Consider the following 16,439-nt stretch of genomic DNA (forward strand, 5'->3'; position numbering starts at 1 on the left):
ACGGCAAGATTGACATGTAACGAAATATTTCCAATTAAATTTTACTCCAGTTTGTACCTTCCTTGCTATCGTTTAACTGAAAGCCTATTTGCTGCAGGCCATTTCTTATTTTATCTGATGTGGCATAATCGTGGTTCGCCTTAGCCTCGTTCCTTAATGTAACAACCAGGTTTAATATTTTGGGCAGATCGTCATTGGCAGCCTGTTCATTTTTTAAACCTAACACATCAAGCACAAATATGTTCATCAAATTTTTTAAGATCTCCAGGTTTAAGGCATCAATTTTCATTTTGCCATCCTGAACAGAATTAATAATGCGCGATGCCTCAAAAAGCTCCGCAATTAATACCGGGCTGTTAAAATCATCATTCATAGCCGCATAGCAACGATCAAGCAAGGATTGTATTTCAACGTCAGTAGCTGCCGATGTTTTTAAGCCATCAAGCAAACCAAAGGCATTCATTAATCGCTTAAACCCTTTTTCGGATGCTTCCATGGCATCGTTACCGAAATCAAGTGTACTGCGATAATTAGCCTGCAGCATAAAAAAGCGTACCGTCATCGGGCTATAGCCCTTTTTCAATATTGAATTTTCGCCCGAAAAAAGTTCATGCGGTAAAAAACTATTACCTAATGATTTGGACATTTTTTGGCCGTTTACCGTGAGCATATTGGTGTGAAACCAATAATTTGCCGGGTTTTTACCGCAAGCGGCTACGTTTTGGGCAATTTCATTTGTATGATGAGTTGGCGCCAGGTCAATACCGCCGCCATGAATGTCAAATTGCTCACCCAGGTATTTATGGCTCATTGCCGAGCATTCCAAATGCCAGCCCGGGAAACCTATCCCCCATGGTGACGGCCACTTCATCAGGTGCTCAGGCTTAGCTTTTATCCATAGGGCAAAATCAAGCTTACCACGTTTGTCATCCTGGCCACCAAGTGTACGGGTATTGTTTAACAGATCCTCAAGGTTTCTGCCGTTCAAAATACCATAGTCCTGCGTTTTATTATATTTTTCAACATCAAAATAAACTGAACCGTCAACTTCATAAGCATAACCTTTATCTATAATAATTTTTACCAGTTCAATTTGCTCAATAATATGCCCGGTTGCAGTAGGCTCAATGCTTGGTGGCAGGATATTAAAGATCTGCATAACGTCATGAAAACCTACAGTGTACTTCTGTACAATTTCCATAGGTTCAAGCTGGGCTATTTTAGCTTTTTTCGAGATCTTATCTTCACCTTCATCACCGCCATCCCCTTCCAGGTGACCGGCATCGGTAACATTGCGCACATAACGCACTTTATAACCCAGGTGGGTAAGGTAACGGAATATCAGGTCGAAAGATATATAGGTACGGCAGTTACCCAGGTGTACATCGCTGTAAACCGTAGGCCCGCAAACATACATCCCTACATGTGGAGGATTTAGCGGTTCAAATTTTTCTTTTTTGCGTGTTAAAGTGTTGTAAACAAACAAATTTTGTTCCATGAGCGCAAACTTAATATTTTTTAGTGAGTAGAAGATAGAGACCAGAGATTAGGGGTCAGACTTTGGTCATAATAATAAATTATCCTTTCCCGGTCTCTAATCTCCGGTCTCTTCTATATAACTTAAGTTATTTTTAACGAAACATAAGGCCGTTATTCATAAACTAATCTCTGAAAACCTATTTCTTCAGTCCAATTTCTCTTAAGCGTTCATCAAGGTACTCGCCTGCTGTAATATTCTCATATTGTTTAGGATGATCCTTATCGATGCACTGAGGTAAACAGGTTAGGTCCATATTTGCTTTTGGGTGCAGGAAGAACGGTACTGAATAGCGGGAATTTTTCATCAGTTCGCGCGGAGGGTTTACTACGCGGTGCGTGGTTGATTTTAACTTGTTATTAGTTAAGCGCTGCAACATATCGCCTACATTAACCACCAGGTCTTCTCCGTGCGCCTTTACGGGAAACCATTTATTATCGCGGGTAAGTACTTCAAGTCCATCAGCGCTGGCGCCAATTAACAGGGTAATCAGGTTAATATCCTCATGCGCCCCGGCACGCACAGCATCATCAGGCAATGCATCCGGATCAGTAATTGGGAAATAATGCAGCGTGCGGAGGATAGAATTTCCGTTGTGCACTTTATCATCAAAATAATTTTCGGGCAAGTTTAAATAAAATGCTATTGCCTTTAACAAATGCTGCCCTATCCGCTCCAATTTTTTATAAACCTGCTGTGTAGTTTCATTAAATGAAGGCAGCTCATCAACAGTTAAATTATCCGGATATTCTGCTTTAAGCTGCGGATCGTCAGTTACCGTCTGGCCTATTTGCCAAAACTCCTTCAAATCGGGCGCAGTAAAGCCTTTTGCTGTTTCTTTCTGTTTGCCGGTATATCCCCGCTGGCCTGCAAGTTCAGGGTCTTCATATTTTGATTTTACCTCATCAGGCAGTGCAAAAAGTGCCTTAACATTTTCGTATAGCTTGTCAATCAACTGCTTATTCAAACCATGATTAGTAATGGTTACAAACCCCGTATCGTTAAACGCTTTCCCAATATCATCCGAAAATTGTTTGCGTTGCCCGCTGTCACCTTCTGTATATAAATTCAAATCAAGTCTCGGAATGTTTACCATGTTTATTGTATTTAATTATTTTGTAAAACTATCTAATTTAAAAATAGTTGAAAAAAAAATTACAAATAGGTTTATAATAAAACAATAAGCCTGGCTTTACCTTTTACATTATCTATAGTCAAACCAATTATATATTTATTTTTATTAAAAAGGTTAATCCGGGTATTTATAATAAATACCTTAATAGATTAATAAATTATGAAAACATTAAATAAAATATGGGGAACGGGCTTATTAGCTCTCTTGCTTTTATTAGCAGCCCCTAAACATAGCAAAGCCCAGGAGGGCGATTACATTTCTGACCAGGAATTTTATGATGACCTGGAGCCCTATGGTACCTGGGTAAGCGATCCGCAATATGGCAACGTATGGATCCCTGACGCCGAAGAAGGTTTCAGGCCTTATGCTACACGCGGGCACTGGGTACTAACAGAATATGGTAACACCTGGGTATCAGACTATCCGTGGGGATGGGCAACCTTCCACTATGGCCGCTGGCATTATGATGATTATTATGGATGGGAATGGATGCCTGGTCATGAATGGGCACCTGCATGGGTTAGCTGGAGGCATGGTGGCGGCTATTATGGATGGGCCCCTCTGCAGCCCGGCATCAGCATAAACATTTCAATTGGCGGCGGATACCGTGCACCGGATAATTATTGGGTATGTGCACCGCAGGCTTATATAAACAGGCCCAATATTTATAACTATTATGTACCGCACCAAAGAGCTGTTACTATTATACGTAATACTACTATTATTAATAACACTTATGTTAATAATAACAGAACTTACATTGCAGGCCCCCGTGCGCAGGACATAAGGCGGGTAACCCGTCAAAATGTTCAGATCTATAAGATCAATAACGCTAACCGTCCGGGTAATTACAGGGTACAAAATAATACCGTTAATATTTACAGGCCGGCAGTTAATAAAGCACCAAATGCGCGCCCTTCGCGCGTAGTTGATGGCAAGGCTTACAGGCAGCAAAACCCTAACCAGGCAATTGCACAAAGGGGCAATGGTTCACCAGCATATAATCGTGCCAATGCCGAGAGACTGGCCCAGGTTGCCAGAAACCCAAAACCTGATAATAAAGTTGTCCGTGTTAACCCGGTTAACAATCCTCCGGCACAACCGGCAGCCCGGCCAAACCCAGCTCAACCGGCAAACCAACCTGCAAATAACCCAAGGGAGCAACAGGCCCAGCAACGCCAGCAGCAGGAACAGCAACGAAATCAACAGCAAGCGCAGCAAAGGCAGCAAGCTCAGCAAAAAAATCAACAGGCGGCCCAGCAACGTCAACAACAGGAACAGCAAAAAAATCAGCAACGGCAGCAGCAAACTCAGCAACGTCAGCAACAGGAGGCACAAAAAAACCAGCAGCAAGTTCAGCAGCGCCCGCAGCAGGCACAGCAAAGGCAGCAACAACAGGAGCAGCAACGTCAGCAACAAGCTCAACAAAGGCAGCAGCAACAAGAGCAACAGCGCCAGCAACAGGCTCAGCAAAAAAATCAACAACAGGAGCAGCAGCGTCAGCAACAAGCTCAACAAAGGCAGGAGCAACAGGCTCAGCAGCGTCAGCAACAGGCCCAGCAAAAAAGTCAACAGCAGGAGCAGCAGCGCCAGCAACAGGCTCAACAACGTCAGCAGCAACAAGAGCAGCAGCGTCAGCAACAGGCTCAACAAAGGCAGCAGCAACAAGAGCAGCAGCGTCAGCAACAGGCGCAGCAAAAAAGTCAACAGCAGGAGCAGCAGCGTCAGCAACAGGCTCAACAACGTCAGCAGCAACAGGCTCAGCAACGCCAGCAACAGGCTCAACAGCAAAAGCAACAGCAACAGCAACAACAAAAACGCCCACGCCAGGAACCGCGTAAAGAGCAATAGTTAGTATTATATTCAATAAAAAAATAGCACCTTTAATAAATTATTTTCGGGTGCTATTTTTATGCCCTTAGTTATAAATATGAAAGATTTTTTTACAACATCCCTTTACAAATATTTAGTACAAGTTTTACTGATTGCAGGTTTAACTTTAACCGGTATAAAATACTATCACAGTTCAACTATAAGTAATAGTCCTACGCATATTGTTTTTATTGAAAACTCATGGGATGAAGCTTTGAAACAGGCCGCTTTGCAAAAAAAATACATTTTTGTTGATGCTTATGCAATCTGGTGCGGCCCCTGTAAAATGCTTAAGATGCAAACCTTTACCGATGATAAGGCTGCAGCTTTTTACAACAGCAATTTTATAAATGTTGCGATTGATATGGAAAAAGGTCGCGGACCTGAACTTGCCCGTCAATGGCAATTGCGCGCCTATCCTACCCTCATTATATTCGACTCAAAAGGCAAGCCTGTGTTGGGAACAGTAGGCTTTATTAAGGCCGACGAGCTAATAAGATTTGGCAAGGAGGCTCTGAAAAAATAAAAAAAGTGCGCTCTTTCAATTCCCGGCTTTAAGATCAGTTTATATAGCATTTGTTATTAAAGAACAATTAATGTGATGCTGCAGTATTTTAAGTGGTTCGTTCAATTATTAATCAGATAAAAAAAGGCCGAAAAACTCTCGCAGTGTTCCGGCCCTACATCTACCTATGAAAAACAACCCTTTTGGAAGGGTATATATATTAACTCAAAAGCAATGCCAATAAACAAACTTGCTTTAAATGGCTATAAATCAACCTTTCTTTTCCTGTAAAGAAAATAAATTGAGGAATTATTTACACACCCCATCGGAATAATTTTGCACAATAAAATAGCCGCGCTAAAATTCCAAGCGACATTATAATTTATTAACATCCTGCAATCTTAAACCATTAATTGGAAACTATAACACATTAATGTTGTTACACTTGTATGGATTACAATATATATTTGTTAGCAACCGACCCAAATAATCCGTGCAGAGATGTTATTCATTCGCGGGATACGCGCTTAAAAATCAGGGTGTTTTGTCTCAGTGAAGAGTCTTTTTGTCCTGATAACAATGAGATCCAGCTTTACGGCTATGCGCAAAGTAAGCTATATGCCTTTGAAACTATAAATATTGTTGCCGAAGACGCCCTGGATGTTGTAAGCGCCATTCAATGGTACGCCGAGTATATCGACTTCCCCCAAATGGAAATTCTGCCCGATGATCCGCGTCCGGGTCAGCATATTGCCCATGTAATTTTATAAGAATTGCCAGTTTAACGCTTAAAAACATTAACAAGACCCAGATTAACCTGTTGCTGTCTATACTATAAGTAGCTGTTTATAATACACTTACCACAGCAAAAAAACAAATTAACAAAAAAGTAAATTTTTTTTTGAAGAATAGCCTATACATTCTACCAGCAGCCAAGGCAGACGCATTAAAATTTTAATAGCATAAGTAAATATTTAAAATCCCAGGAAGCGATGTTCTTTTTTCTTCGAATGCTGATATTCCTTGTTTGATCATTTTTAAGGATATTCAAAGCGACCTTATTGATCAGGGAAAAGTTTTGGGCTGCATGTTTGTTCCTTTTTCTGTCCGCATCTTCGTGAAAGACAACGTCAAGCGTCCAATGTAGTTTATTTTCTATGGCCCAATGTCCCCGGATATTTTTCTGATAGAAAGCAGCGTCAGCGGGTTTGCTTCCAATATAGTAGCGGATCGACCTTTCAGTTTTTCCGGTGGCTTTAAAACACCTTTCGCTTTCCATCTTTACTAAAACCTTTAAGTTTGTCCACCTTTCAGGCGCTTCAATATGTGCCAAGTCCGTTATTATAGTACATTTTCTGGTTTCTATCCGCCCATGGTCAATATCAATGGTTTGATCATATCCAGCGGTCTTTAAAAACCGGAATGAATCTTCTATATTCTGGTATAATGATGACTGGTTGTTCTTTACGGCCAAAAGATAATCTCCTTCCCCCGTTATAATGCACGTAGCAATATCTTCCTGGCAGCCCATTGCATCTATACTGATGAGACAATCTTTTATAAGCAAGCTTTTTAACAACTCAGGAATAGCGGTGATCTCATTGGATTTCTCGGTTACTTTTACTTGTCCGAAAACCATATTACTATCACTTGCCCAAGCACTTACCATATGTATCGATGACTTTATCCCATGGCTTTTAGCGCCCCGTATGGTTTTTCCATCAATACTGATCAGTTGGCCGACATGACCATCAAGAATATCGTTTACCCAGTTCCTAAAACATGCTTCAAATTTAACAGGGTCCATGTTAGCAAATACCCGGTTAATGGTGTCATGCGAAGGGATCCCGTTCGGAAGTTCCAAAAAGGTTTTTAACCAGTCTTCCCTAACCACCCCGAAATCTTCGATGTCATTGTAACTTTCGATACCACATAATGCAGCAGCTATAGTTATTGTAATGATGTCTGTTAGTAGATGTCGCTTTTTTCTGTCGACGCGGAAGTCTTGCATTTCGCTAAAATACGCGAAAATAGTACTTGTCTTATTTTTTGTATCCATCTGATTGTCAGATAAATATACAAAAATATAATCACAAATAATATAAATATCTGATAATCAGATATTTAATTAATCAACAATCGGTGAATTATTTTAATGCGTTTGCCCTGATTAGGTCTTCCAATTTTAGGGTATAAAATGTAGTGCTGAGCACGCCTTTTCGACTTAAGTTTTCCTCATTTTTTCGTCAAAAGCACTAACACGCAACTAATATTTAACTTTTTTTGTATAAAAATAACTATAGGTAGCTATTTTTTTCTCTATTAGAAAATGTTATTTTTAAAAGATGAATCCCGCTTAGTTGTTTTGCAGGGAAACGCAGGTTCAAATAAGAATAAAGAGTTCATTTATAGCTTCCTAAATCAAGTTGTCTAATAAGTTGAAAAGCGCACTAGGTTGGTTATAAAGCCAATGATACTTTATTAGTTACTGAAATTCACTAATCAAATTATAAGTCATGAAAAAGTCATCACTCATATTTCTGATCTGCATAAGTTTTGGATTACTTACCTGTAAAAAGGAGGCGACAGTCAGCCCTACCCAAGATAAACAGGATAAAAATATCCAGGAACTGCAAATACCGCCTCCGTCGATAGATGGTAATCTTTGTTATATCCCAGACTATATTGACGGCTTACCCCATTCAGTTCCCTGTTTCTTATGTGAATGTAAAGACAAAAAAAATGGGATACAGCTTTTTTTTGGGGTAGTTAAGTGCTTACCGGCTGAAAAGGGGAAGTATAGATGGAAGTTAATTAAAGACGTACCATTATCTGGGTGCGAATAATTGAGCATTTGGAATTTCAACAAAAATTGTCCCGGGCTCTAAATAGCTCAGGATTGGTTTCACTCTCGCCCCGGCTTTCCTGTTCTGCTTTTTTCGGTCTAATGTAGACACTTGGGTATTCGTTAGGATCAATCCATCCTGTGCAATTTTGGCCACTAGTGTTTTTCGTCTTTTCGGAAAGCTTTCTAAATCGTTACGTAACAACATGCATCTTACAGTTTTTTGATTGGGGATTGAAAAGTTTTGCATGTAGATCAGCGGCAGGAGGGACATTATCATTCTGAAAAAGCACAAAGCTTTTCTAGCGAGGCAACCCGCTGTCAGTGTTAGAGGATGCTTATCTGTTTAATCCTGTCAACAATATATTTCAAAATTCATTTAATTATGAAAATTCTCGCAATATTATCACTTGGAGCACTTTTTTTATTGGGTTGCAGTCGGGATAAAACAACTGATATTCCCACTCCTGTAACGCCCACTCCTTTAATTAAATCCCCGGAGTACATTGATAAACTTTTGTTTGTTAACAGCAACAACTACCAGATACTCACTACGGATCCCGCCACATTTTATTCCAGCGATACGCACATTCAAATTAATAGTACCGGCCTGATCAAAAGACTGACTTCTGCTGAGATCGTTCCAATTGAAATAACCTGGAAAAACAAAGCTATTCCTAAAACAACTATCTATGCATTAGGCGCTACAGACATTGACCAGGATCCGCCGTTTACCCACTATCAGGGAGCTTTGGCCACGGATGCACCTGCGGCCTACCAGCAGGGATGGAAAACACTGCAAAGTTTGCCTGTTAAAAATGAAACGTATGCAATAGTCCTCAGACATGCCGACGCAAGTAATGGTGTTGATTTTTCGGTAAACCATAACTACCCAGGACCCCCTAATTGGTGGAAATCAAAGGACCCATCATTAGCAAGACAGTTAAATGATCAGGGTGTACAACGCGCAACAATTTTGGGACAGGTTTTTAAAGATCTTAATTATCCCATTAAAAGAGTTATAACAAGTGAGTTTAACAGAGCCATTGAAACGGGAAACCTGATCAATGCCGGTCCAGCACCCGTAATAGATGGAAGGATCAATCACCCGAGTTACACGGTGTATCCATATGGCTTGTTCCAGGGCATGCTGGCTATTATTAAAGAACAGCCGATTGATAACAAAATGACCCTGATCATCGCGCATCACCCGATAAACGAACTCAGGAAAATGACCGGGTATCCCACATTCCCTGATGTTTCGCCTTTTAACTGGACAGGTGCTTATCTGATCAAGATCTCACCAGATAAACAAATTACCTATCAGGGTGCCGTTTCATGGGCAATGTTCAAATACTGGAGAGATCTAAAGCTTCATCTGAATTGACTTAACTACTATAATATGCTTCTTCTAAGTGCTTTAATCAGTAAAATAAGTTTGGGTAGTGATTATTCTAAACGTATTAAATTCAGGCATGCCGGGTTCTGGCAAGACCCCAATGCTGAAGTTGTCCGAAACACCATCTTATCCGCTCAAGATCCGTTGCCGGTATGGCAGGATGTGGAAAATTGGCAAAGGAAGCTAAGTAACAAATTTAACGCCCGGGAATTTGCAAAAATGCATGGATGCAAAGTTGCTGGTTTACTGTGGCGGGGCCGGGACACGGAGAATATTGACTTCAATTCGCTAAATGGTTTTATTCAGGGTTTGTGCATTAGGATGCCCATGTTTTATTTTCTGAGAGTTTTCATCTCATAGATTGCTGCTGACTCTGATTCCCGTTGTAAAAGTTGTGTTGTTCCTGTTAAAAGTTACGCTAACCACTATAGGATAGATGTTGTCTGATTTTAGTCTCTTGTCATTAAGAAGCATTTTTCATTAAGAAGCATTTTGAAGTAAACCATAATTTGGGGTTTATGGTCACCTTATGTACTAACATTGTACTATCAATTGTACCAACATCGGATTATCAATGTACTCACGTCAATTTAAAATTCCAAGGATTGATAAGCATTATAATAATGATCTGAGACTAAACTACTAGCGAAATCAGGCTATTTAAACACCCTGATTTCAATTAAATCAGCTATAAATCAAGCTATTGCACATTATTTTAATTTTTTTTTTGAAGAATAGCCTATACATTCTATATTTGCAATCCCAAAACGGAGGGAATATAAGAGTTCTCAAAGTTAACAGGAATCACAATAATAAAGGGAGTTTAGCTCAGCTGGTTCAGAGCATCTGCCTTACAAGCAGAGGGTCACTGGTTCGAACCCAGTAACTCCCACAAACCTACCTCTGAAAAGGTGTAAAAACCCTCTAAATAGCTTATTTAGAGGGTTTTTTGCATAATTATCCCCTTAACAAAGCCAAAGAAAGCCAAAGTTCTGAACACCTAACTGACTACCTGTTTTTAGTTTTTAACTTAGGTGTTCAAAAGTGATGTAATGAATTGATATTTAACTGATTAAGGCTGTTAAAACTAACTAAAAACAGCTGGGTTCCGAACGCCTTTTGAACACCTGAAAAGCACTAAAAACAGGATGTAATTAATTAATAATCACTTAAAAAATGTTATTTTATGAAAACATCACAGTCATTCCGCATTTATTTCACCATTAAAAGTGACAAAAAAAAAGACGGAAAAGCGCCGCTTTACGCCTCTGTAACGGTTAACGGCGAAAAATGCTTCATCGCATTAAAGCAAAATGTAGAGGTTAATAGCTGGGATTTAGGTAAAGGCGCTGCGAAAGGCACGAAAAATAAATCAAAAGAACTCAACGCTTACCTCAACGATGTGCGCTTAACCTTGGGAAATCATTATAGGGATCTCCAGCTAAAGGGTAAAATGATCACTGCAAAAGCGATCAAGAGTCTTTACCTGGGCGGTTTATACTCTTTCCTGCCTGATCAGCTATCATTATGAAACGGCTAAAGAGGAATTAAACTCCGAAACCTTAAAGCATTATTTCGTCACGCAGCGTTACCTTGTCAAATTCCTGGAACAGCAATACAAATCAACTGACATCTACCTTAATCAGCTTGATTTCAGGTTCATCAAGAACTTTGAGGTATTCCTGAGAAATCGCTATGCCACAAATCATCTCACTGACACTCACATTTAACGACTATGTTACGAAATGTGAACTTCCAGCCTCCTGTAACAGCAGTACATTTTAGGTCCCAGGTAACACTCTTGCTTTTACAAGACTCTCCTTTGGGACAGCCTGAACAAGAAGGACACGGATAACTGGCCCTTATAGTCGCCTCGGCGTCCTTTTGCGCCCGTTGTTTGTTACTTGATAGTATTGTTACTGGAGGATGCTCCAATACCTCCACATTTTTACATTCAGTGGTAGCGTTATTCTTATCTGTTTTAGTGCTAGCCGTTGCGCTTATATTTATACCATCATTATGCTTTTTGCATGAATTAATTGGTAATGCTACAACCAATAAAATGTAAATAAAATACGCCTTTTTCATAACGTTTGTGTTTACTTACGTATTGATCAAGTAGTACGCATTTTGTCGAAACTACTCGATTAATCCTTCACCTTAATAAAGGTAATAATATTACCAATTAAATGAAAATAAAATGCAGCTTTTTCAAAACGTTTGTGTTTAGTCACCGTATTGATCAAATACTGCGTATTTAGTTGAAACTACTCGACTAATCCTTCATTTTAATATATTTAGAAATTTTAGAAATTTATTAAAGAATTTGTTTGTGCGTTTACACTAGCAATTACCAACAGAATCACCAATAAGGAGGCATGAATAAAGTTGAAAAAGCTATACCCGTCATTACACAATTAACATAACACTAGTACTAACAGCTTGTATACGCTTGGCTTTATTGAAGTAAGTAAATGGAGAACAATCAAGTAAATTAAATCCTTTTTTTACGAATGTCCTGCAGATTTTGCAAAATGCCAGGCAAAAGCATACACGGCTGTAAATTCGGCGATGGTCGAAGCCTACTGGCACATAGGCAAACGAATAGTCGAAGAAGAACAGCAGGGTGGACATTCCTGGGCCATTGACCACCTGGGTTCCGGAATAGCAAACAGTTGATTCCGTAACACTTTGACCATTTTAATTTGTTGATTATTAATTTCGGTTTCCCTAATTGCCTACACAACCCGGTACTCCAAAGCGCTGGGAATGGCTTGGTCAAACCTTCCGGAATGTCCAATTAGTAAGCCTGTATCCATTTGAGCCATATTTCACGAAATGTTTTTTTGACATCAACTTAAGTAATTGCGAATTAATGCAAATTTGCGGTATATTGCAAATAATTTCGATACCGGCTAATGAACAATTTAAAACGCGCAAAAAATGCCACGAAAATTATCTTTTTGGTCTGTGGTTTAGCCATTTCCAGCTGGGCGCCAATGGTTCCTTTTGTCAAGGACAAGCTGAGAATAAATGATGGCAGCTTAGGTTTGCTTCTATTATTTTTAGGCGCGGGCGCCATAATAACAATGCCCCTTACCGGTTGGCTTATTCACAAAATAGGAACACGGATAGTGATCACCGTTTCATCTATAGTGATAGCTGTTAGCTTCCCTATCGTGCTTTGGTTAAACAATTGGTTTGAGATAGCGGGAATGCTGTTTATATTTGGTTCGGGCGTAGGGTCAATCGACATTGCAATGAACACTCACGGCGTGCATGTACAAAATATGGCCGACGAACATATTATGTCGTCATTACATGGCCTATTTAGCGTAGGAGGGCTGTGCGGGCCAATTGTTGTAGGTGTTCTTATCAAGGCCGGCCTCGCCCCCCCGATAACAGCAGGCGTTATTTCAATTAGTTTACTTGCGATCACCCTAACACAATTTAGTTCCTTAATGGACCAAAATACCGAACATGAAATATCCGCAAGATTCACCAACTTAACTGAGACCGAAGGAAATAAAAAATTCAGCCTGCTCAATGGCGCAGTACTTTTTCTTGGTGTCATGTGTTTTGTAGCATTTTTATCTGAGGGGGCTGTTTTAGATTGGAGCGCAGTTTTTCTCAGAGACAACAAAGGTGTCGATAAAGCTATGGCAGGCGTAGGTTATGCTTCCTTCTCCATTGCAATGGCTACGATGCGGCTTTTCGGTGACAGAATTGTTTCTAAAACTGAGGGCAAACATGTTGTTATTTATGGAAGTATTATCGCGTTCGCCGGGTTTATGCTTGTGGTGTTCTCTTCCTGGCTTTTTGCCGTGCTTATAGGTTTTGTTCTTATTGGAGTTGGCGCAGCGAACATCGTACCCGTTTTCTTTACCGCAGCCGGCCGTATAAAAAACGTGACCAGCTCAAAGGCTGTTTCAGTAATCGGAACCATGGGCTATGCCGGACAGCTTGCCGGACCAGCTATTTTGGGATTTATAGCCCATCACTTTTCGTTGCCAGCAGCATTATTCGTTACGGGGTTACTGCTGCTATCAATAGGAGTTGCCTACCAGGTTAAATCTATCCGTAATGTACAATGAATATGCTTAAAGAGGAACGTTTTGAAATCATTTTAAAAGAATTGAGGGCTACAAATCAAGTCACATTCGAAGCGTTGGCGAAAGGCCTGAGCGTATCCGAAGATACGGTACGCCGCGACATCGAACTGCTTAATAAAAGCGGGCTTTTGGTTAAAGTAAGAGGGGGCGCGATCAGCCCGGCAAAGAACCCGTTGTCTTTCCATGACAGGGAAGGGATTTTTACGGAAGGTAAGAATGCCATTGCATTAAAAGCTGTACAGTTGTTAAAAAATGTCCGAACGGTATTTATGGACGGTGGAACAACAATTCAAGTATTGACTTCGACACTTCCAAAGGACGCTGCATTTCGGGTAATTACTAACAACGTGGCATTGATCCCAATTTTAAATACTTATAAGGGAATTGAAATCATCGTTTTGGGGGGACATTATAACCGCATAACTCAAACTAATGTTAGTCAGCAAACCTGTGCTGAAGCAGGTATGTACCAGGCTGACATTTACATGATGGGGGTCTGTGCAGTGCACAGTGAGGTTGGCATTACTGCAGCTGTACTTGAAGATGGCGAGGTTAAAAAAGCCCTGATGAAATCATCCCGGAAAACCGTCGTGCTGAGCAATTTCGAAAAACTTGAAACCACTGACTTTTTTAAGGTTTGCGGTTTAGATGACGTGGATACGCTTATAACAGATCTGCAAAGCGACGATAAACGCCTTGATGCGTTCAGGCATTTTGATATAGAAATTTTATAGAACCTGGGCAAGGGGGCCAGGCAGGACTGTGAAGATTAAATATTTGTTGATTTTTTTAATTTCTTTGCTTACTGCTGATCAGAAAGCGCAGGAGAATGATGCACCGCTTTCAGACCTAAACCGGGCTATCGCCGGCAAAGCAATATTTACCCGGCAAAAAGAAGAGCGAATCGCGTCAATAAAAAGAACGAAAGCAGCGTTGGGTCCACCGTTGGAGCAATACCGGATAAACAGCGTTCTATACCATGAGTACCAGAAATTTCAAATTGATTCGGCAGCATCTTATGCCTTGAAAAATTTGGCAATTGCAAAGGCAATGAATAGTTCAAATCTTATTGTAACAGCACAACTGGATCTTGCGAATGTCTATTTCCCGCTAAATAAATTTCTCGAAGCAAATGAGCTTCTGCAGTCAATCAATCCCCGTAAGATTTCAAAAGATCAGTTGGAGGATTATTACGCGGCGAAGGCGGAGTTTTACGAACATTACCTTGCCAACAATGAAAACGGCGAATATCAAAACCGCATCCGTGAATATCAGGACTCCTTATTGAAAATTTTGGATCATAATTCGCCTGCTTATCAAGAGAAATTAACAGTACGTAATATTTATGCCGGGCACACACGTGAAACGGAAAAATTATTGCTCCTGGCTTTAAAGACAAAAAATAAGATGACGCCCGATTATGCAATGTTTACTTACCTGTTGGGCTTGAGTTATGCAAAGCAAAATGAAAGCACAAAGGCGATTAGATATTATGCTGAGTCCGCCGCACTTGATGTCAAATTCGCTATTAAAGATAACGCTTCTATGCAAGAATTGGCTTTATTGCTAAATGCTACCGGAGACATTGATAATGCTTACCGCTGTACGCAGTCAGCAATTGAAGATGCGCTGTTCAGCGATTCAAAATTCCGCACACTACATATATCCGAATTTTATGCAATTATTAATGCCGCTTACTTAAAGAAGGAAGCAAAGCAAAAGGAGCAGCTTCGTTTATATCTTATTTTAATTAGCGCACTTTCCATTTTTCTAGCGGGGGTCGCAGTATATGTTTACAAGCAAATGAAACGAGAGTCACGAATAAAAAAAGCACTGAACTCCACAACCGTGCAGCTAAGTGAACTTAACCGAACTTTGAATTCTACAAATTTGCGGCTTAATGAAGCGAATTCAGCTTTGCTGGAAGCCAACAAAATCAAAGAAGTATATATCGCTCAATTTTTTGACCTGTGCTCCGCCTATATAAATAAACTTGAGAATTTTAGGAAAGTGCTGAATAAGAAAGCTTCTGAAAAACATCTCGACGAATTAATAAAAATTTTACGGTCGACCGCTATGGTCAACGAAGAGATAGATGAATTGTACAAAATATTCGATAGAATCTTTTTAAGTCTCTATCCGAATTTTATCAGCGAGTTCAATTCGCTCTTAATTCCAGAGGAGAGGATGTCAGTTAAGCCCGGAGAACTCTTAAATACCGAACTCAGGATCTATGCATTGATCCGGCTTGGAATCACAGATAGCGCCCAAATTGCGGCGTTTCTTCGATATTCATTAAGTACGATTTATAACCACCGTACGAGTGCCAGAAATAAAGCAGCGGTATCGCGCGACAGTTTTGAACAAAGCGTAATGAAAATAGGCCTGATTGAAGCATAATAGGGTTTAACATTCCTCCCGTCACTACTTTTTTAGACCCGTTTACTAGAATAATCGCTTGATAATAAATTGGTTATCCGATTTCATCTACTACTTTTTTATTGCGTTAGCATGACGCAATCTATAATCGGTTTACCTTTACATAGCCGATAATAAATCAAAAAACTAACCGGTCCCCTGAGGATCATTTAACAAACTTTTAATTTATAAATGACAAAACGATTAACAATTATCCTGTGCGTGTCTTTTCTGGTAGCTGGTTGCGGTGGTAATTCAAAAAACCAAAAAAGTTCTACCGACAGCGTATTGGCAGATAGTGCCGCAGGAACTAAAACACCTGATTCCGCAAGGGAAAATTCAAACACGATTTCAATTATGACTTCTACGGATGAAGGCGCAGCGTTAATTGTGAAAAACGATTGTCGAAATTGTCATAAAGAAAGGGAAAAACTAATCGGCCCTGCGTTTTCGGAGATAGCTAAGCGATATGGACATTATGATATTGATTTACTCGCGGCTAAAATAATAAAGGGTGGATCAGGCCATTGGGGGGATGCCTCGATGAGCCCCCATCCTTCACTTTCCATAACCGATGCGAGCGTTATTGTAAAATTTATCCTTAAATATAAATAAG

General features: G+C 40.1%; 14 protein-coding genes and 1 tRNA gene. 12 read left to right on the top strand and 3 right to left on the bottom strand.

From position 1 onward, the window contains the following. Window positions 1–34: 34 nt before the first annotated feature. Together cysS and JWQ54_RS10705 are read right to left on the bottom strand one after the other, a co-directional pair. The gene (gene cysS, locus JWQ54_RS10700; protein WP_299584289.1) at window positions 35–1,498 is read right to left on the bottom strand and encodes a cysteine--tRNA ligase; all 1,464 of its coding nucleotides are present in this window, start codon (window positions 1,496–1,498) and stop codon (window positions 35–37) included. A gap of 178 nt (window positions 1,499–1,676) precedes the next feature. Beyond that, window positions 1,677–2,639 (bottom strand): 2-oxoglutarate and iron-dependent oxygenase domain-containing protein, encoded by a 963-nt coding sequence (locus JWQ54_RS10705; RefSeq protein WP_299584342.1) that lies wholly within the window; start codon window positions 2,637–2,639, stop codon window positions 1,677–1,679. A 192-nt stretch (window positions 2,640–2,831) separates the two neighbouring features. Between JWQ54_RS10705 and JWQ54_RS10710 the strand changes: the two genes are divergently transcribed. From JWQ54_RS10710 to JWQ54_RS10720, 3 genes are all read left to right on the top strand, one after another. After that, window positions 2,832–4,523 (top strand): DUF6600 domain-containing protein, encoded by a 1,692-nt coding sequence (locus tag JWQ54_RS10710; protein ID WP_299584291.1) that lies wholly within the window; start codon window positions 2,832–2,834, stop codon window positions 4,521–4,523. Window positions 4,524–4,602: 79 nt separating this feature from the next. Beyond that, the gene (locus tag JWQ54_RS10715) at window positions 4,603–5,070 is read left to right on the top strand and encodes a thioredoxin family protein (protein WP_299584294.1); all 468 of its coding nucleotides are present in this window, start codon (window positions 4,603–4,605) and stop codon (window positions 5,068–5,070) included. A 428-nt stretch (window positions 5,071–5,498) separates the two neighbouring features. Continuing rightward, window positions 5,499–5,819, top strand: coding sequence for a hypothetical protein (locus JWQ54_RS10720; protein ID WP_299584297.1), 321 nt, complete (start codon window positions 5,499–5,501; stop codon window positions 5,817–5,819). Window positions 5,820–5,995: 176 nt separating this feature from the next. Here JWQ54_RS10720 and JWQ54_RS10725 read toward each other — a convergent pair whose 3' ends face one another. Beyond that, a complete protein-coding gene (locus JWQ54_RS10725) occupies window positions 5,996–7,108 on the bottom strand; it encodes an ISAs1 family transposase (protein ID WP_299584300.1) in 1,113 nt (370 codons plus the stop codon). A 1,171-nt stretch (window positions 7,109–8,279) separates the two neighbouring features. On the opposite strand from JWQ54_RS10725, the gene JWQ54_RS10730 reads away from it, so the two are divergent. From JWQ54_RS10730 to JWQ54_RS10765, 9 genes are all read left to right on the top strand, one after another. Next, entirely contained in the window at window positions 8,280–9,281 is a 1,002-nt protein-coding gene (locus JWQ54_RS10730; RefSeq protein ID WP_299584303.1) for a histidine phosphatase family protein, read from the top strand. A gap of 829 nt (window positions 9,282–10,110) precedes the next feature. After that, window positions 10,111–10,185: transfer RNA gene (locus JWQ54_RS10735), tRNA-Val, on the top strand. Window positions 10,186–10,479: 294 nt separating this feature from the next. After that, the gene (locus tag JWQ54_RS10740) at window positions 10,480–10,824 is read left to right on the top strand and encodes an Arm DNA-binding domain-containing protein (protein WP_299584306.1); all 345 of its coding nucleotides are present in this window, start codon (window positions 10,480–10,482) and stop codon (window positions 10,822–10,824) included. Then, the gene (locus JWQ54_RS29165) at window positions 10,808–11,023 is read left to right on the top strand and encodes a phage integrase SAM-like domain-containing protein (RefSeq protein WP_367187092.1); all 216 of its coding nucleotides are present in this window, start codon (window positions 10,808–10,810) and stop codon (window positions 11,021–11,023) included. Before JWQ54_RS10740 ends, JWQ54_RS29165 begins: the two co-directional genes overlap by 17 nt. Before the next feature lie 763 nt (window positions 11,024–11,786). Beyond that, window positions 11,787–11,972: a DUF1016 N-terminal domain-containing protein gene (locus JWQ54_RS10745; protein WP_299584345.1), complete on the top strand. Its 186-nt coding sequence runs from the start codon at window positions 11,787–11,789 to the stop codon at window positions 11,970–11,972. Window positions 11,973–12,211: 239 nt separating this feature from the next. Next, window positions 12,212–13,387: an MFS transporter gene (locus tag JWQ54_RS10750; RefSeq protein WP_299584309.1), complete on the top strand. Its 1,176-nt coding sequence runs from the start codon at window positions 12,212–12,214 to the stop codon at window positions 13,385–13,387. Next, window positions 13,384–14,139, top strand: coding sequence for a DeoR/GlpR family DNA-binding transcription regulator (locus JWQ54_RS10755; RefSeq protein ID WP_299584311.1), 756 nt, complete (start codon window positions 13,384–13,386; stop codon window positions 14,137–14,139). The genes JWQ54_RS10750 and JWQ54_RS10755 overlap by 4 nt, the downstream gene beginning before the upstream one ends. A 64-nt stretch (window positions 14,140–14,203) precedes the next feature. After that, on the top strand, window positions 14,204–15,805 hold the full coding sequence (locus tag JWQ54_RS10760) for a DUF6377 domain-containing protein (RefSeq protein ID WP_299584314.1): 1,602 nt from the start codon (window positions 14,204–14,206) through the stop codon (window positions 15,803–15,805). Between the two features lie 210 nt (window positions 15,806–16,015). Further along, complete coding sequence (locus JWQ54_RS10765; protein WP_299584317.1) at window positions 16,016–16,438, top strand: c-type cytochrome; 423 nt, start codon at window positions 16,016–16,018, stop codon at window positions 16,436–16,438. Window position 16,439 lies beyond the last annotated feature (1 nt).

This window comes from Mucilaginibacter sp. (assembly GCF_028288225.1).
Classification (GTDB): Bacteria; Bacteroidota; Bacteroidia; order Sphingobacteriales; family Sphingobacteriaceae; genus Mucilaginibacter.